The organism is Butyrivibrio sp. LB2008 (assembly GCF_000621565.1).
Taxonomy (GTDB): domain Bacteria; phylum Bacillota; class Clostridia; order Lachnospirales; family Lachnospiraceae; genus Butyrivibrio.
In genome coordinates, this window is sequence record NZ_JHXZ01000012.1 from 196,958 (window position 1) to 212,442 (window position 15,485).

The following is a 15,485-nucleotide window of genomic DNA, read 5'->3' on the forward strand; positions in this document are numbered from 1 at the left end:
GATTGATAAAACAACGATATGGGGGAAGACATGAAATTAAATAACAAGTGGTTTAAAAAGAAATGGGTTTCATACACTATCGCCACATGCTCGGCGGTTGTCTTATACATGTTGTTATCTAATTTTTCTACTATCATCGATGGAATAAATTCATTTTTTAGTTTCCTGAGACCTGTAATACTTGGTGTAGTAATAGCTTATATATTCAATCCGGTGGCAGTATTGCTTGAAAACGGCATATTTAAGAAGATAAAAAAAGAAAATACAAGATGGAAGATTTCTGTTGCATTTACGCTTATATTGATACTTCTTTCGGTTGTCCTTCTTTTTGTTGCACTTGTGCCGCAGCTTATTGACAGCGTGACGAAATTTGTCTCAAGCATAGGAGCATATGTTGATCCGTCAAACAGCTTTTTGGACGATCTTGAGAATAATAAGATCGTAAAGCTCTTTGAGATAGACCTCACCGCTATAGAGAATTTTGAGAAGAATATCCTTGGCAAGATAGGAGAGTATTTCTCTGAGAATGTGGACAGCTTTGTCAGCGGTTCGTTAAATGCAGGAAGAGGAATGTTTGATCTTGTACTCGCATTTATCTTTGCGATATATCTTCTTTTGGATAACAGAAGGCTTATCAAAGGCTTTTCGAAATTCATGGGACTTATCATGAAGGAAAAGACATATAAAAGAGCCTGTGATCTTACGGACAGATGCAATGCGATCCTTATCAGATATATAAGTTTTGATATTATAGACGGAATCATAGTAGGCGTTATAAACCTTATATACATGCTGATAGCGGGGCAACCGTATTCTGTATTGATCTCGGTTATAGTCGGAGTGACCAATCTTGCGCCGACTTTCGGACCTATAGTCGGAGGCGCGATAGGAGCATTTATCCTTGTGCTTGAGAATCCGTGGTATGCACTTTGGTTTATTATATTTACGATCATCCTGCAGACTGTCGACGGATATATATTAAAGCCCAGACTCTTTGGCGAAAGTCTTGGGGTATCACCGCTTATGATACTTGTAGCGATCGTGCTGGGCGGAAGGAAATTCGGAGTTATCGGAATCCTTCTTGCAATCCCTTTTGCGGCTATCATCGATTTTATATTGAAAGACTATATAATAAAAAAACTTGAGGAAAAACGTGCGTAGAGGTACAATATATAGTAGTAAAATAATTTGCTATATCGAATTATTGAATTGTTTTTATTTGGGGGTAACGCAATGATGGAATTTATTGAGAACGCAATAGATTTTGGAAAGAAGAAACTGGACAAGGCAATTAAGTTTTGGAACGGTCTCGATGATGATAAGAAGAGGCTTTATACAGTGTGCGCCATCGTTGTGGTCAGCTTTATTGTTGTAGCTTCAATTGCTTATAGCTTGGGAAAATCACGCAGAGGGAAATTCATCTGATAAAAATGCATCAGATATACTATTGATGCCCATTTTTACGTATATTACATTTATTTGGTATGCTCAAAAGAGCCCGTTAAGCGAAAAAACGTTTTAACGGCTCTTTTTTTGGTGACAGTTATCGTTTTTTCGAATATAATGGTAGTATACTTTCGAAAGGGGACAGGAGTTATGGTGCAGAAAAAGAAAAGAAACGTAATTGTTGGGCAATCCGGTGGTCCTACCGCGGCAATTAATTCTTCACTTGCCGGCGTGTACAGAACCGCCATCGACCGTGGATACAAAAAGGTTTACGGTATGATCCATGGCGTACAGGGTCTCATGGAAGGTCGCTATGTCGATCTGTCTGATCACATTCAGTCCGGGCTCGATATCGAGCTTTTGAAAAGAACTCCCTCGGCATATCTTGGTTCTTGCAGATACAAGCTTCCGGAGATTTTTGAAAGTAAAGAGATATACGAGAAGATCTTTGAGATTCTTGTAAAATTGGAGATCGATTGTTTTATCTACATCGGCGGAAATGATTCCATGGATACGATAAAGAAGCTGTCTGATTATGCTATCATCACAGGCTCTGATATCAGATTCGTCGGATGCCCTAAGACAATCGACAACGATCTGGCTCTTACAGATCATACTCCGGGTTATGGCTCAGCAGCCAAGTACATCGGAACCTCTGTAAAAGAGATAATAAGAGACAGCTGGTCTCTTGAGACAAGCCACGGACAGGTTATCATAGTGGAAGTAATGGGAAGAAATGCAGGTTGGCTTACAGGTGCCACAGCGCTTGCTAAGGGCGAAGATTGTGACGGACCTGATGCCATCTATATGCCTGAGATTCCGTTTGATATGGATGCTTTCCTTAAGAAGATAAAAGCTCTTTTGAAGACAAAGGCATCTATTGTTGTTGCTGTATCTGAAGGTATCAGGACCAAGGACGGCAAATATGTCAGCGATCTTGACAACTCCGTTGAGTATGTGGATGCATTCGGACACAAGCAGCTCACGGGTACAGCGAGATATCTTTGCAATGTAGTTTCCACAGAGTGCGGATGCAAAACACGTGCTATTGAACTTTCAACTCTTCAGAGAGCGGCAAGTCATTGCGCGTCACGAGTAGATATTCTTGAAGCTTATGAAGTGGGCGGTGCTGCAATGAAGTCTGCCGATGAAGGTGACAGCGGCAAGATGGTCGTTATAGAGAGACTTTCTGACGATCCTTATCAGGCAGGAACTGAGGTCAAGGATGTTCATAAGATCGCGAACGATGAGAGAGTTGTTCCGAGAGAGTGGATCAGCAAGGATGGAACATACGTAACGAATGAGTTCATCACTTATGTGAGACCTCTTATTCAGGGTGATGTGGGTCCGATTATGGTTGATGGTATTCCCAGACATCTGTACAGACCTGGATTCCAGGACATCCTTTGATGAAAAAGAGCTATAACAAGCGTTTTTTTTAGAAAAAATCATGAAATTTCCGCATTTTTCCGCTTTTTTTGGTTGTTATGTGCTTGAAATGGTGGTAAAATGGGCAATGTAGTAAAATAAATTTCTTTTTGGAGGGAAATTACATGAACAAGACAGAACTTATTGATGCAATTGCTAAGGAAGCAGGACTTTCAAAGAAGGATGCTGCTGCAGCACTTAACGCTTTCACAGAGACAGTTACAAAGGAACTTAAGAAAAAAGGAAAGGTTCAGCTTGTAGGTTTCGGAACATTCGAGACAACAAAGAGAGCAGCTAGAACCGGTAAGAATCCTCAGACTGGTGAAGCTATCAAGATTCCTGCATCTATAGCACCTAAGTTCAAAGCTGGTAAGGCTCTTAAGGATCTTGTAAACAAGAAGTAATTTTATACTATAAAAAGGCTGTACCATAAGTGCAGTCTTTTTTTGTGCCCGAAAAAGCCGGTGCCTGGCGAGCGCAATATTGAAAAAACATAAAATTTTTATTAAAATTATATTATATATAACTGAAGAAAACCTATGAAGGGCGGACTTATATGAATTTTGAAAAGAGTTTTGAAAACTTTGTTCAGATACTTTCGGAAGAGGAAGTCACACCGGAGATATCGCCAAGTGCAATTGCCGATATTGCCAAGGAGTATTCTCTTAGGTCTATTGTCTCTATAGTTTCTTATGCAAAAGGCTCTGAACAGGAGGGGGAACCCGACACTGTTATACCGCTGTTTGGCCCTGTTCCCGAAGGGGAAGCGCCTGCATATTTTTTCCGTAACAATATAGCGGGACAGAAGACGGTTACATATAACATTTACCTGTATGGCGACAAACAGTGGAATGATGATGAGTATAAGAGTTTTTCGATTCTGGTGGATATTCTTTCTTTTCATATGGAGAGATTTCTTTTAAATACAGTTGTCAGAGAGAGCACACTCAAGCAGTATCTGACAGGTCTTCCCAATTCTGGAGGATTTCTTGTTTTTGCTTCAAAGCTCTGCGAAAGCGGAGATATAATGCTTTATGATTCCTTTTATTTCAATTTAAAAAGCTTTGGTCTGTACAGCAGACGCTACGGCATTGCCGAGGGCGATGAGATCATGAAAAGATATGCGAAGAAGCTAAAAGGGTTCTTCAATAAAGATGAGATCGTTGCGCACCTTGGAGGCGATAATTACACTGCGCTTGTTAAGAAGGAGAGGACAAAAGACTTTTTGAATTTCCTGTCAGGAGTTGATGTATACGGTATCAGAAACGGCAAAGAAGAACCTATAAAGATCGCCGCGGTCTGCGGAGTGTATGCGGTTGATGATTCGCTTAAAGATGCCGGACAGCTCCTTTCAAGAGCCGCTATGGCGCTTAATTATGCCAAGAATGAGGCGAATAAGCCGTATGTATTTGTAAATAAAGCAATGAGCACCCGTATCTACAGGCAAAAGCAGATTGAAGACAGATACGAAGAAGCTTTGGAAAATGACGAGTTCAGAATATATCTTCAGCCTAAGGTTGATACGATAACCGGCGAGATAGTGGGAGCAGAAGCATTGTCGAGATGGTTCTGTAACGGAATTGTACTGTATCCGACTGAATTCATTCCTATTTTGGAGCAGGAGGGCATGGTAGCATCTCTTGATCTTTATGTACTCAAAAAAGCCTGTGAATTTATCAGCGACTGGCAAAAGCGCGGAATACCGACAGTGCCTATTTCTGTCAATTTCTCGCGAAGAGACTTAAGCTACAAGCGCATTGTCGAAGAGATTACTGAAGTAATCGATAAATACGGAATAGACAGGAAGTTCATAGAGATAGAAGTTACAGAGACAGTAAGCGAAGATGAGAGATCTCTTATGACAAGCTTCTTGTCCAAATTAAAAGACGCAGGCATAAATACCGCCATAGACGATTTCGGAACAGGTTACTCGTCACTTTCCACATTGCGAGATTTCCCCGTTAAAGTAATCAAGATCGACAAAACATTTATCGGCAATGATAACCTTAGCAAAAATGATGAGATTGTCCTTAAAAACATCATTACAATGTCAAAAGAGCTCGGAATAGACGTTGTCACCGAAGGTGTCGAAAGAGAAGACCAGATCGAACTCCTAAAAGGAGTAGGCTGTCACATCGTACAAGGCTTCTTCTACGATAACCCCATGCCCAAACCCGACTTTGAAAAACGCCTTGAAAAGAAATACTACTCAGAATAAAAAAACATCAAAATACCTAAAGACTAACAACTACCTAAAGGCAGAACTTCCAGCCTACCAACACCCCAAAACTGGGAGCCTGAGTTCAAGAGGTCTGTAAGGGATAAAAAAATATAGGTCTATGCAATTTTTTGCGATTTTGTGCCACGGAAATGAGACCAAGAAAAAACGAATGCCTCTGCATTCGCTTTTTCTGCTCTGGTCTCATTGCAGTGCTCGGCACAATCAGAGCAAAAATGCATAGACCTATATTTTTTTATCCCTTACAGACCGATCAATTTACTCAGTCCTTTCATCGCCCCAGAAGAAGAGGGCAACGGTGCCGGGGCCGGTGTGACTTCCGATGGTTGTTCCTATATCGAATAACTTGATCTTACCCTTGAGAGCAGGAATCTGAGCCTCGATCATATCGGCTACCGCTCTTGCATCATCGTAGCAGTCTGAGTGAGAAATGAAGCAACTGTTATTGTAATCTGTTCTGTTCTCACAAAGCTCGAACATCTTCTTTACCTGAGCCTTCATAACGGCATTTTTGCCTCTTACCTTTGCTTTTACACAAAGATGTCCTTCTCTGTCAATATTGAGAAGAGGACAGATATTAAGTACATTTCCGATTGCTCCGGCAGCTTTTGAAACACGTCCGTTTCTCACAAGGTACTTAAGATCTGAAACAAAGAACCAGCTCTGAACATAGTACTTATTTTTCTCAACCCAGTCATGAAGTTCATCGATATCTTTTCCCTCATCACGAAGGTCTGCCAGCTTGTCTGCTACAAGTCCGAGACCGGCTGAAGCAGCATAAGTATCAACGATGTAGATCTTACGATCGGGATATTTTTCTTTTAACTGCTCACATGCGACAGATGCGGAATTGAATGTTCCGGATATTCCCGAGCTGAGTGCGAGATGAAGGATGTCTTTGCCTTCTTTAAGGAAAGGCTCGAAGAATTCTACATATTCACCGATACTTACCTGAGAAGTCCTTGTCATGGCGCCCTGAGCCATCATTTCATAGAATTTCTTGAAAGGAATTGAATCTCCGAGATCGTCCGGGTAATCTTTTCCGTCTATTTCAAAGTGAAAGTAAACATATTTAATGTCTCTTTTATCAAAATGCTCACGCGAAAGATCTGCAGTTGAGCATGTGCTAATAATAAATTCGTTCATAGCGTCCCCTTTTTTGCTGTGTTTAAGTCCTTTAATATCATACAATAATAACCTTTTTGTATCAAATTAATTAAGGGGTGAATTGTTTATGCGAATTCATGGGAATTGTCTGAATTGTCTGAATATAAAAATAATTCAAAAAAGATGATTGACAAAACTATAGGGTTCTGGTATATTATAGTTACAATCACTTAAGAGATAAAACCTAAGTATCCGAGGTGGCTTAAGCTTCACCAAAGGAAAACGGATGGTTATCGGAACGGCTGACATCTACAGCTAGGGTGGCGAGGCTTCACATATGCCGAGGGATGTCGAGGTGCCGTTGCAGTAAGTGATTTAATATAAATAAAACGAAAAAGAGAGGACAGACCATTGGAAAATCAGACATGAAGGTGAGTGTTCATTAGTTTAATGGATGCTTGCCTTCAATTTTTTTGCGCTTTTTTGGAGGCATATTATTGTTCCGGACACCATGTTTTGGTATGATAATGTGTACATACCTTTTCGGGAGAATGATATGACTAATACTATATTGTTTCTTACAAATAGCGTTTTGTTGGGAGTAGGACTCGCCATGGACGCTTTTTCTGTTTCTCTTGCAAATGGATTTGCAGACACCGGCATGAGCAAAAAAAGAAGATTGGAAATTTCCGGTGTATATGCGATATTCCAGCTTGCAATGCCGCTTATAGGTTGGTTCCTTGTTCATAATGCGGCAAATCTTTTTAATGGCTTTAAAGTACTTATTCCGTGGATTGCACTCTTTTTGCTGGCTTTGATAGGCGGTAAGATGCTTCTTGAAGGATTTCAGGATAAGAAAGATCCTGATAGGGAAAAGAGTGAAGTAGATGGAACTTTATCTGACAAAGTGCTGGTTCTTCAGGGAATAGCCACTTCTATCGATGCGCTTTCCGTTGGATTTACAATTTCACAGTACGGTGTTCTTATGGTTCTTGCATGCACCACAATAATAGGTGCGGTTACCTGGCTCGTATGCTATGCGGGACTTAAGCTTGGAATCAAATTCGGAACAAAACTTGCGGGCAATGCAAAGATAGTAGGCGGACTTATCCTTATTGGAATAGGTCTTGAGATATTCTTTGGATAAATTCATTTGGAAAAAATATGAATTATACATACATAGTTGAATGCGCAGACGGCTCTTTGTACTGCGGATGGACCAATAATCTTGAAAAGAGGATCGCAGATCACAATGCCGGAAAAGGCGCCAAATATACCAAGACAAGGCTTCCTGTAAAGCTTGTTTACCACGAAACTTTCGAAACAAAGGAAGAAGCAATGAGCAGGGAGTGGCATATCAAGCAGCTGAGGCGTGAAGCAAAGCTAAAATTGATAAAAGAAGTCTGAGTTAGGTTATAAAGAAATAATGTGAATATGATATTGGACATATATTTGACTATAAAAGCCAAGTATATATACAGAAGTATGCGATGGGGTATAAGACGGGATGAACGCAAAAAAAGTTCGGACATTCAGGCTTGCGGTATCAATAGCAGTATTGCTGATCATGATTCTTTTTATTTTTTTAACCAATAGGACCTGTGTGCTAAAAACTGCAGACGCTTTTAAGGGGCATGTAAACTTATCCGGATGGGATGTTGGAAAAGAGATATATGCACTTAACGGTGATTGGACGTTTTATCCAAACGAGTATACCGGTAGCGGAAAAGGCATAGAAAGTCCGGTATTTATTGAAGTCCCGTCTTCCATGAAAACGTCGCTGTATGAAAGGTCCAAAGGCGTTAATTTCGGGACATATGAACTTAATCTTGATATCGATACGCCGGGGCAGTATATGCTCTTTATTCCCGGTGTCCGAAGTGCTTACAAAGTGTATGTCAACGGCGTATTACTGGGCGGAGTAGGAGATACGGGGCGAACTGTCGATGAAGAAAATGGTGTGTATCAGCCGAGTAATTACCTCATAAACGCGGATGGTACAGCTTTAGATATAAAAATTGAAACTTCTTTTTTTACCAGCGTCAATGGTGGAATCGCTAATGATATTTATCTTGGAACTGTCGAAAATATCTACAGATACAGCATCAATCAGCTTATCAACGATATTTTGACTGTCGGAATGTTAATTGGCTTCGGAATATATCCGCTTCTTCTTGTGAGCAGGGAAAACAAGGGAAAAGCGGGATACTATTTTGCCGGATTCAGTATTTTCAGTGCACTTTTTGCAATTACTATAAATCCAAATGCAGGCCTGTTTTTTAGGCATGGGATACCGCTAAAGTTCATGGTGAAAGCAGAGTTTTTTGCTTTTATCCTTATGATGTTCTGTATTTATGCTTTCCTTGTTTCTGTATATCCTTATGATAAAAAGAGAAATCTTACCAAAATAATCGCCGTAATTGACGGGATATATCTGGTGCTTATATTTATGAGCGGAAATAAAGGGATGCTGAATGTTGTCGGAAACCTGTATCCTATAGTGCTCGTGATAAATGCAGCTATATGCTTCTTGGTTATCATAAGGTCGATTGCAAAGAAAAAAGTCTATGCGATGCTTTCTCTTTCGGGAAGTTTTGTATTTGTACTTATGGGATTTCTTGAGATAATCGCATCAGAAAGCGGCAGGAATTTAAGACTCTATCTGAAAAACGATCTTTATAATATCGGATTGGTTGTTTTTGTGATATGTCATATAAATATCTTTCTCATGGAGATAGACAGGGCTTTTGAAAATGCCGCTTTGGCGGACAGAATGGAAATTTCATATCTTCATGCGCAGATAGCGCCGCATTTTCTTTTTAATACGCTTAATAACTTATATGTGCTGATGTCGTCTGATATAGAGAAGGCAAAAGACCTTTTGATGAATCTTTCGCAGTTTCTGAAAGTGAAGTACAGATTCGACTGCAATAAGTTCGATGACTATAAGCTTGGAGATGAAATAGGTTTTCTTAAGTCTTATACGGATATCGAAAATTACAGGAAGCAGGGGAATATCAGACTGCAATTTGATTTTGATGGGGAAAAGATACCGGGCGATGAAGAGATAAATGAAGATAATGCGGAAAAGAAGTGGTATGAAAAGGTAAAATTTCAGCCTATGATACTTCAGCCGCTTGTAGAAAATGCGATAAGACACGGCTATAAATCTGAGCCGCTGGATATTCGGATAAAGGTGAAGAGAGCGGATGGTTATCTGGAATTTCTTGTTGAAGACAACGGAGCCGGAATGTCTGAGATGCAGGTCAAGATGCTGAATAAGGCAATGAGCCACGGAGTCGGAGTGCAAAATATCAACTACAGGCTTTCAAAGTACTGCGGAGAAAGGCTTCATTTTGACAGTACACCCGGCATGGGAACACGTATAAAATTCAGATATCGCATGGAGGAGACGGTATGAGAGTTGTTATAGTGGATGATGAATTGAATTCTGTTGAGTATATAAAAGAACAGCTGGAAGATTATGATCAGTGTGAGGTTCAGGCAACATTTACAGATCCGGTGGAAGCACTAGCATATCTCATAAGGACGGAGTGTGACCTCCTTTTTCTTGATATTGAGATGCCGGGGATAAGCGGACTGTATATTGCGGAGCAGGTGGCACTTCTACGTTCCGATACAAGGTTTTGCTTTATTTCTGCGCACAATGAAGGGGCTGTGAAGGCTTTTGAGCTCAATGCGCTTGATTACATCCAAAAGCCTTTTACAAAAGAGCGCTTTGACAAATGCATCAGAAGGTATCTTGATTTAAGTGAAAAAGATAATGCGATAAAAAGAAGCAAGAACGCGCAGATAGATGCGCTTTCCGATGTGAATCAGGCAATAGATTACAGTCTTAATATGGTATGCGGGTATCAGGATGAGAATATTGTCATAATAAATATTTCTGATATCTATTACTTTGAAGTGAGCAACAGCATTGTCTTTATACATACAAAAGATAAAGTATACAGAGGTAATAAGACGCTTGCTTTTTACGAAGAAAAGCTTGAGCGGCAGTATTTCTTCAAGACGCATAAAAGTTTTCTGGTGAATCTTTCGAAGGTTGATCATTTCAGTCCGAGAATATCCTATACCTACGATATGTTTTTCAAAGACCTAAAAGATGTCGTACCTGTCAGCCGCTCAAAAGTCAAAGAACTAAAAGGATTCTTCATGTCATAAGTCAGAGGCTGTTGCACTTTTTTGTGTAGCAGCATTTCATTACGCCCGGCCACAAAGGTATATGTTCGGAGATGCGCTGTGTACGTCTTCGCAGTGATTTTCATAATTTTACAAGAAACGGGAATGCCTCCTTTCGACGTTGCTCAGAGAAGTCGGCATTCCCGTTTCTTGTAAAATTTGAAAATCATCTTGCTCGTACGAATACAGCGCATCTCCGAACATATACCTTTGTGGCCGGGCTGTCTGTGAAAAGGCGGTAAGTACAAAGAATGAGCTGCGAAAAACCTGACATTTGCTATGAAGATATGTTTATGCTGGGCTTTGTATAGGGAAGAGAGTAGCTGCGTTTAAAAGGAAGAATTCGACCGGTGGGGGAGGATAATTGCCTTTCAGCCAAAATACAACCGGCAGAATAAATCTCCTGTTACAGTGTAGATACAAAATATGAAGGGAGGTTTGTGGTATGGCAAACACTAACAAAGAACAAATTGATAATGAGATTTTTGGATTGGATTACAATCCGCAGGAAATTTTGTACTTTGATGGAAATCAGTATGAGAATTTTGTTGAGCACAGTAGCAATTGGTCTAATGATGAGTTTTACGTAATCACAAGATCACTTCATGAAGTATCCGGGAATTATGATATCTCGGCTCCGAATGCGGCAAAAGATGTTGCATATCCCGGAGGACTTTTGATGGGCAACAATGGAATTGTTGAAGGAAGTCCGCAGTCACTTGATGCGGCAAGAGATCCCATCAATATTTCAATCGATCTTCCGGGAATGGAATCTAAGAGCTGTGTCACGGTTGAAAATCCGGTTTATGAGAATGTTCATTCGGCGGTAGATATTTTACTTAACAACTGGTACACATCCTGTAGTGACAAGAATAACATTCCTGCGGTTTTCCAGATGAAATCCACAATAGCGGAAGAAGAAAAGCAGCTTGCACTGAATCTGGATGTTAGCGTCAATTTTTTGAAAGATGATCTGGGAATCGATTTCGGTGGAATCTACAGCAGGAAAAAGTCAACTTATGTCACTGAGTATAAGCAGATTTTTTACACTGTATCCGCAGGAAAGCCGACAAGACCTTCGGACGTTTTCTCTGAAGATGTGACATGGGATCTTTTGAGCAAAAAGGGAGTTTCTGCTAAGCAGCCTCCTATGTACGTTCAGAATGTTCAGTACGGACGACAGATCTTTATAACTTTCGAATCATCTATGACAGATGTGCAGTTAGAGGCTGCCCTTGACGGTAAGATCACTTTAAAGAACGGAATTAAGATTGATGGAAACGCAAAGCTTGATGGAGGCTATACATACAGCGATATACATGTAAAAGTAATCGTTCTCGGCGGACGTAGTGATATTTACAGCGGTATTTTGTCGGATGAAGATTTTATCAAAAAAATGAATGACATTATCTTTTCAAATACAAAACTTAGCGCTGAGAATCCCGCATATCCGGTATGCTACCTTCCTTGCTTTTTGAAAGATAACAAACCTGCTTCAATTGTTGGAAATACCGAGTACATCACAGAAGAGGTTACAAAGTACAGAAATGGTAATTTAAAGCTTAGACATACGGGAGCGTATGTGGCAAAATTCAACGTTACCTGGCAGGAATATGAATATAACGATAAGGGTGTAATGGACATAAAAAATTGTTCTTGGCCCCAAAACGGAGAGCACAAGACTGCGGGCTTTGAGGCTAATATTCCATTAAATGCAAATACAAGAAATATCTGCATAAAGGCAGAGGGAGCAACAGGACTTGTGTGGGATAAGTGGCATAACCCTATAGATAAAAAGAACCTGGCAATGGTTGAGAATAGATATGCTAAAATCTGGGGAACTACCCTTGATCAAAAGGGAGAAGTAAAACCTGAGTAAGAACCTGATTTACACTATTGCGAATATTTTATATATTTAATTATGTAAACACATAAACAATACGCAGTGGCTGCAAAAGAAGGGGGAAAAATGGGAGCAAGTATTAAATTATCTGAACTTAAATCCGGGGATATCATGTTGTTCGAGGCACCGCCTGAGAAGTTGTCTCAGCTTATCTCAATACTTACGAATTCGCCTGTAAGTCATGCGGGGATATCCGACTATAATCACGGATATGTGCTTAATGAGCAGATCGATGGAGCGGTTAAATCGCCGCTCCATCCTAAAAATGAGAGAGCAATCTATATCAGAAGGCTCGCTAATGGTGCGGATACAACAATTGTTGCCGATATCGCGACAGAGTATGTTAATGAGCAGCTTCCTTACGGAAAGCTTAATCTGGCTCTCCTTGGCATATATATCCTTGGTTATGATTTTTCCAAAGATTCAAAATTGCATGATCTGATCGTGAGTGTCATTAAGCTGGCTATTTTTGAGATTATCAAGATCGTAGATAAAAAGTATTATGATGGAAAAGATGTAACTCCTATGGTCTGCTCGCAGTTTGCCGCTCATTGCTACGACGAGGCGGTCAAAAGAGCCGGATCTGAGTATAAGATTCACTATAACAGCAATGTGACTTCGGGCGTTAACCTCCTTAAGGAGATCATTGACTATATCAAAGAGCATTTGGGAGATTCTTTTGAATATAAAGAGGAACAGCTGCTTGCCGGTAAAAACAGTGATGCGGGCGCCGATGATGACTGCATAGAAGAGCTTCTAAGAAACTTGGATAATCGCGACAATGTGATGAAAGACGATTTGGGTAAGGGCATTGTTTCGGAAGAGATAATAAAGCTGTTCTATATCTATGGACGAGCCGTACTTAAATTGACCGGAAGTAAGAATGAATACAAAGACATAAGAAAAGAAAAAGTGTCAGGTGAAGCGATGCTTCATCTGTTCGATGAACTCCTTGCATTTCAGGAGACATTTATTACACCCGGAAACCTTCTTTCTGATACGACAAACCTGCTTGATATGGGCGTTCTTGAGTACACAGAGGAAGAACTTGCGGAGTATGTGAAGCAGTAATAGATAAAAAAATAATGATAACAGAGCGTATTTTGGCATGGACTAGTGCCTGAATACGCTCTGCTTTTGCCATCGGATGGACTTGGTTGCTTAAGAGTATTTCACGTGGTAGAATGTCAATAATTTACATGATTTAGGCAAACATATAGTGATGTATGGACGCAAAGTCGTAAATCTTTTTTACAAAGATGGTTTGACTGCAAAAAGTGGAAAAATCCGCTGTTTGCAGTCTTTTTTTGTTCGATAAGGGAATACTATCGAATAAAAAACGCTCCACTATAGATGAAAGGGAATGAAAGATGTTTTTGGAGAATAAAATAGTTGTTTGGTGGATTGCGATAGCGGTTACATTACTGCTTGCATTTTTTACATTTAATATTGCGAAGAAAAAAGGGTATAATATAGTCTTTTTCCTTATCTATAGCATTTTTGCTCCCGGTTTTTCTTTACTCCATGTTATTGCTTTGCCGGATAAAGCTGATACCACGAAAAGAATGTATAGCCCAAAGACGCTTGTTTTCAATGCGCTTGCGGTTGTTCTTTTTGCATATTTGTTTTGGGTTTACATTTTTTTATTCATTATGAATTTAAAGTATTACATAAATGGCGGGATGGGTTTGTTTGATGCGGGATTTGGTATAATGAATATTCTGCTGTTATTACTACTTGTAATATCAATAATATTGGGAAGAAGAAATGTGTTTTCCTTGACTGTGCATATTGCTTATTTTATGTACTATATAGGCGAGGTTACTGTTATGATAACACGCATATTAAATGACGGAGTAAAAGACGATTTGTTTTATGATTGTTTCATGATTGCAGGAGAAGTTATGACTGCATGTGTGTCTATTGCTTCTGCATATATTGTTGATAAATATGGGATTAAATCACAGCATCCGAGTGGGAAGAAAGATATCTTGTTTTTTATTCTTCCTGCGCTGCTCTGTTTATTAAGCAAAGCAATTATTGTATGTGGTGTAAATATCTGTCTTTCTATTCCGGGTTGGTATCCTGGCAATATTTTTTCGTTATGCATTATGTTAGGAATGCCATTTATTCAATATCTTTTCCTGGGATTGTTTTATTATGAGGACAGCAAAGCGGAGATTTGATAATCGCTCAGATTGTGGTAGAGATTTAAACAGATAAGAACCGCGTAGATATTGTTATTATCTGTGATTTTTGGCTGTTATTTTTGGGGAAATGTAAAGAAACCCAGATAAGAGGCGCATAGATGTAACGTTTTATCTGTGATTTACAGATATTTGTTGGAAAAAAGTGCAAGAAAACCCAGATAAAAAGTGCAAATAATGGAACAGTTATCTGTGTGCGACGGATGTTCTTCAGGAAAAGAAGCTGAAAAACCCAGATAAATAGTGATTGAGTGTTGAATTGATCTGGGGACTGATTTTCTACGGAGTAAATATAGATGGATAAGCAGAAAAAAGAAGTGATGATAGGGATAGATATCTTTTTATGGATATTTGTGTTGGTGCCTTGGTTGGTCTGGGCTTTTGAGCTGGTTGACGTATACAAGAACGGAGGCAATTTTGGGCCGGGATTCTTTGGAGAAAAGCATTTTGCCATCGGGTGGAATGCGGTTTGGGAAGAGATAGGATTGATCAAGGATTTTGGCGGAAGTCTGTGGGTGCTATTCGTGCTGTTTACGCTTGCATATACGATTTTCCTTGTGAAAAGAATTAAAAAAGAAGAGCATCAGTGATTCTACCGGTGTACAGGCAATGTTTAAGTTTTATAGAAAGAGAAGGTGATATAATGAATTATATAAAATGGTTGGAAGAATGGTATAAAAGTTATTGTAATGGTGATTGGGAACATGGATACGGAGGGAAGTTTTTATGATCATATTGATAATCGCAGGTGTAATAACTCTGTTATTTTTAATCTGCGTGATTATGTTCATACGTGATGCCAGAGCTGCGAAAAGGGAAAACAGAGAGCGTGATCCTTCGCTGGCCGTGCTTACAGCAATTACAATGATATTATTTTCAATAGTTGCCGGATGCGGAATTGTTGTGGGGCTTTTCTTTTTGCTTGTTGATGCATTTTTAAGGAGCATGTGAT

Annotated in this window: 16 protein-coding genes and 1 riboswitch; of the genes, 15 read left to right on the forward strand and 1 reads right to left on the reverse strand. The window is 39.6% G+C overall.

Annotated elements, in window-relative coordinates:
* Nucleotides 1-30 precede the first annotated feature (30 nt).
* The 5 genes from T356_RS0102545 to T356_RS0102565 all read left to right on the forward strand — a co-directional run bounded on the left by T356_RS0102545 (nt 31) and on the right by T356_RS0102565 (nt 5,092).
* Nucleotides 31-1,161, forward strand: coding sequence for an AI-2E family transporter (locus tag T356_RS0102545; protein WP_026513147.1), 1,131 nt, complete (start codon nt 31-33; stop codon nt 1,159-1,161).
* A 72-nt stretch (nt 1,162-1,233) separates the two neighbouring features.
* Nucleotides 1,234-1,425, forward strand: a complete 192-nt coding sequence (locus T356_RS0102550; protein WP_026513148.1) for a hypothetical protein — start codon at nt 1,234-1,236, stop codon at nt 1,423-1,425.
* A 171-nt stretch (nt 1,426-1,596) separates the two neighbouring features.
* The gene (locus T356_RS0102555; protein WP_026513149.1) at nt 1,597-2,856 is read left to right on the forward strand and encodes a 6-phosphofructokinase; all 1,260 of its coding nucleotides are present in this window, start codon (nt 1,597-1,599) and stop codon (nt 2,854-2,856) included.
* A 143-nt stretch (nt 2,857-2,999) separates the two neighbouring features.
* On the forward strand, nt 3,000-3,278 hold the full coding sequence (locus tag T356_RS0102560) for an HU family DNA-binding protein (protein ID WP_026513150.1): 279 nt from the start codon (nt 3,000-3,002) through the stop codon (nt 3,276-3,278).
* 152 nt (nt 3,279-3,430) lie between these two features.
* Entirely contained in the window at nt 3,431-5,092 is a 1,662-nt protein-coding gene (locus tag T356_RS0102565; RefSeq protein ID WP_026513151.1) for a putative bifunctional diguanylate cyclase/phosphodiesterase, read from the forward strand.
* A 279-nt stretch (nt 5,093-5,371) separates the two neighbouring features.
* On the opposite strand, the gene T356_RS0102570 is transcribed toward T356_RS0102565, so the two are convergent.
* A complete protein-coding gene (locus tag T356_RS0102570; RefSeq protein ID WP_026513152.1) occupies nt 5,372-6,259 on the reverse strand; it encodes a DegV family protein in 888 nt (295 codons plus the stop codon).
* A gap of 517 nt (nt 6,260-6,776) precedes the next feature.
* Between T356_RS0102570 and T356_RS0102575 the strand changes: the two genes are divergently transcribed.
* The 10 genes from T356_RS0102575 to T356_RS0102620 all read left to right on the forward strand — a co-directional run bounded on the left by T356_RS0102575 (nt 6,777) and on the right by T356_RS0102620 (nt 15,484).
* Nucleotides 6,777-7,367: a manganese efflux pump MntP gene (locus T356_RS0102575; RefSeq protein WP_026513153.1), complete on the forward strand. Its 591-nt coding sequence runs from the start codon at nt 6,777-6,779 to the stop codon at nt 7,365-7,367.
* A 17-nt stretch (nt 7,368-7,384) separates the two neighbouring features.
* Nucleotides 7,385-7,627: a GIY-YIG nuclease family protein gene (locus tag T356_RS0102580; protein WP_026513154.1), complete on the forward strand. Its 243-nt coding sequence runs from the start codon at nt 7,385-7,387 to the stop codon at nt 7,625-7,627.
* A 100-nt stretch (nt 7,628-7,727) separates the two neighbouring features.
* A complete protein-coding gene (locus T356_RS18110) occupies nt 7,728-9,641 on the forward strand; it encodes a sensor histidine kinase (RefSeq protein ID WP_035780211.1) in 1,914 nt (637 codons plus the stop codon).
* The gene (locus tag T356_RS0102590) at nt 9,638-10,405 is read left to right on the forward strand and encodes a LytR/AlgR family response regulator transcription factor (RefSeq protein ID WP_026513155.1); all 768 of its coding nucleotides are present in this window, start codon (nt 9,638-9,640) and stop codon (nt 10,403-10,405) included. The genes T356_RS18110 and T356_RS0102590 overlap by 4 nt, the downstream gene beginning before the upstream one ends.
* Nucleotides 10,406-10,868: 463 nt before the next feature.
* On the forward strand, nt 10,869-12,302 hold the full coding sequence (locus T356_RS0102595) for a thiol-activated cytolysin family protein (RefSeq protein WP_026513156.1): 1,434 nt from the start codon (nt 10,869-10,871) through the stop codon (nt 12,300-12,302).
* Nucleotides 12,303-12,392: 90 nt separating this feature from the next.
* The gene (locus T356_RS0102600; RefSeq protein ID WP_026513157.1) at nt 12,393-13,397 is read left to right on the forward strand and encodes a hypothetical protein; all 1,005 of its coding nucleotides are present in this window, start codon (nt 12,393-12,395) and stop codon (nt 13,395-13,397) included.
* A gap of 126 nt (nt 13,398-13,523) precedes the next feature.
* Nucleotides 13,524-13,602: riboswitch (cyclic di-GMP riboswitch) on the forward strand.
* Nucleotides 13,603-13,702: 100 nt separating this feature from the next.
* Nucleotides 13,703-14,512, forward strand: a complete 810-nt coding sequence (locus T356_RS0102605) for a hypothetical protein (protein ID WP_155838951.1) — start codon at nt 13,703-13,705, stop codon at nt 14,510-14,512.
* A gap of 317 nt (nt 14,513-14,829) precedes the next feature.
* Nucleotides 14,830-15,123: a hypothetical protein gene (locus T356_RS0102610; RefSeq protein WP_026513159.1), complete on the forward strand. Its 294-nt coding sequence runs from the start codon at nt 14,830-14,832 to the stop codon at nt 15,121-15,123.
* A gap of 53 nt (nt 15,124-15,176) precedes the next feature.
* Nucleotides 15,177-15,263, forward strand: a complete 87-nt coding sequence (locus T356_RS21795) for an Imm53 family immunity protein (RefSeq protein ID WP_442856026.1) — start codon at nt 15,177-15,179, stop codon at nt 15,261-15,263.
* The gene (locus T356_RS0102620; protein ID WP_026513160.1) at nt 15,260-15,484 is read left to right on the forward strand and encodes a hypothetical protein; all 225 of its coding nucleotides are present in this window, start codon (nt 15,260-15,262) and stop codon (nt 15,482-15,484) included. Before T356_RS21795 ends, T356_RS0102620 begins: the two co-directional genes overlap by 4 nt.
* Nucleotide 15,485: the final 1 nt, after the last annotated feature.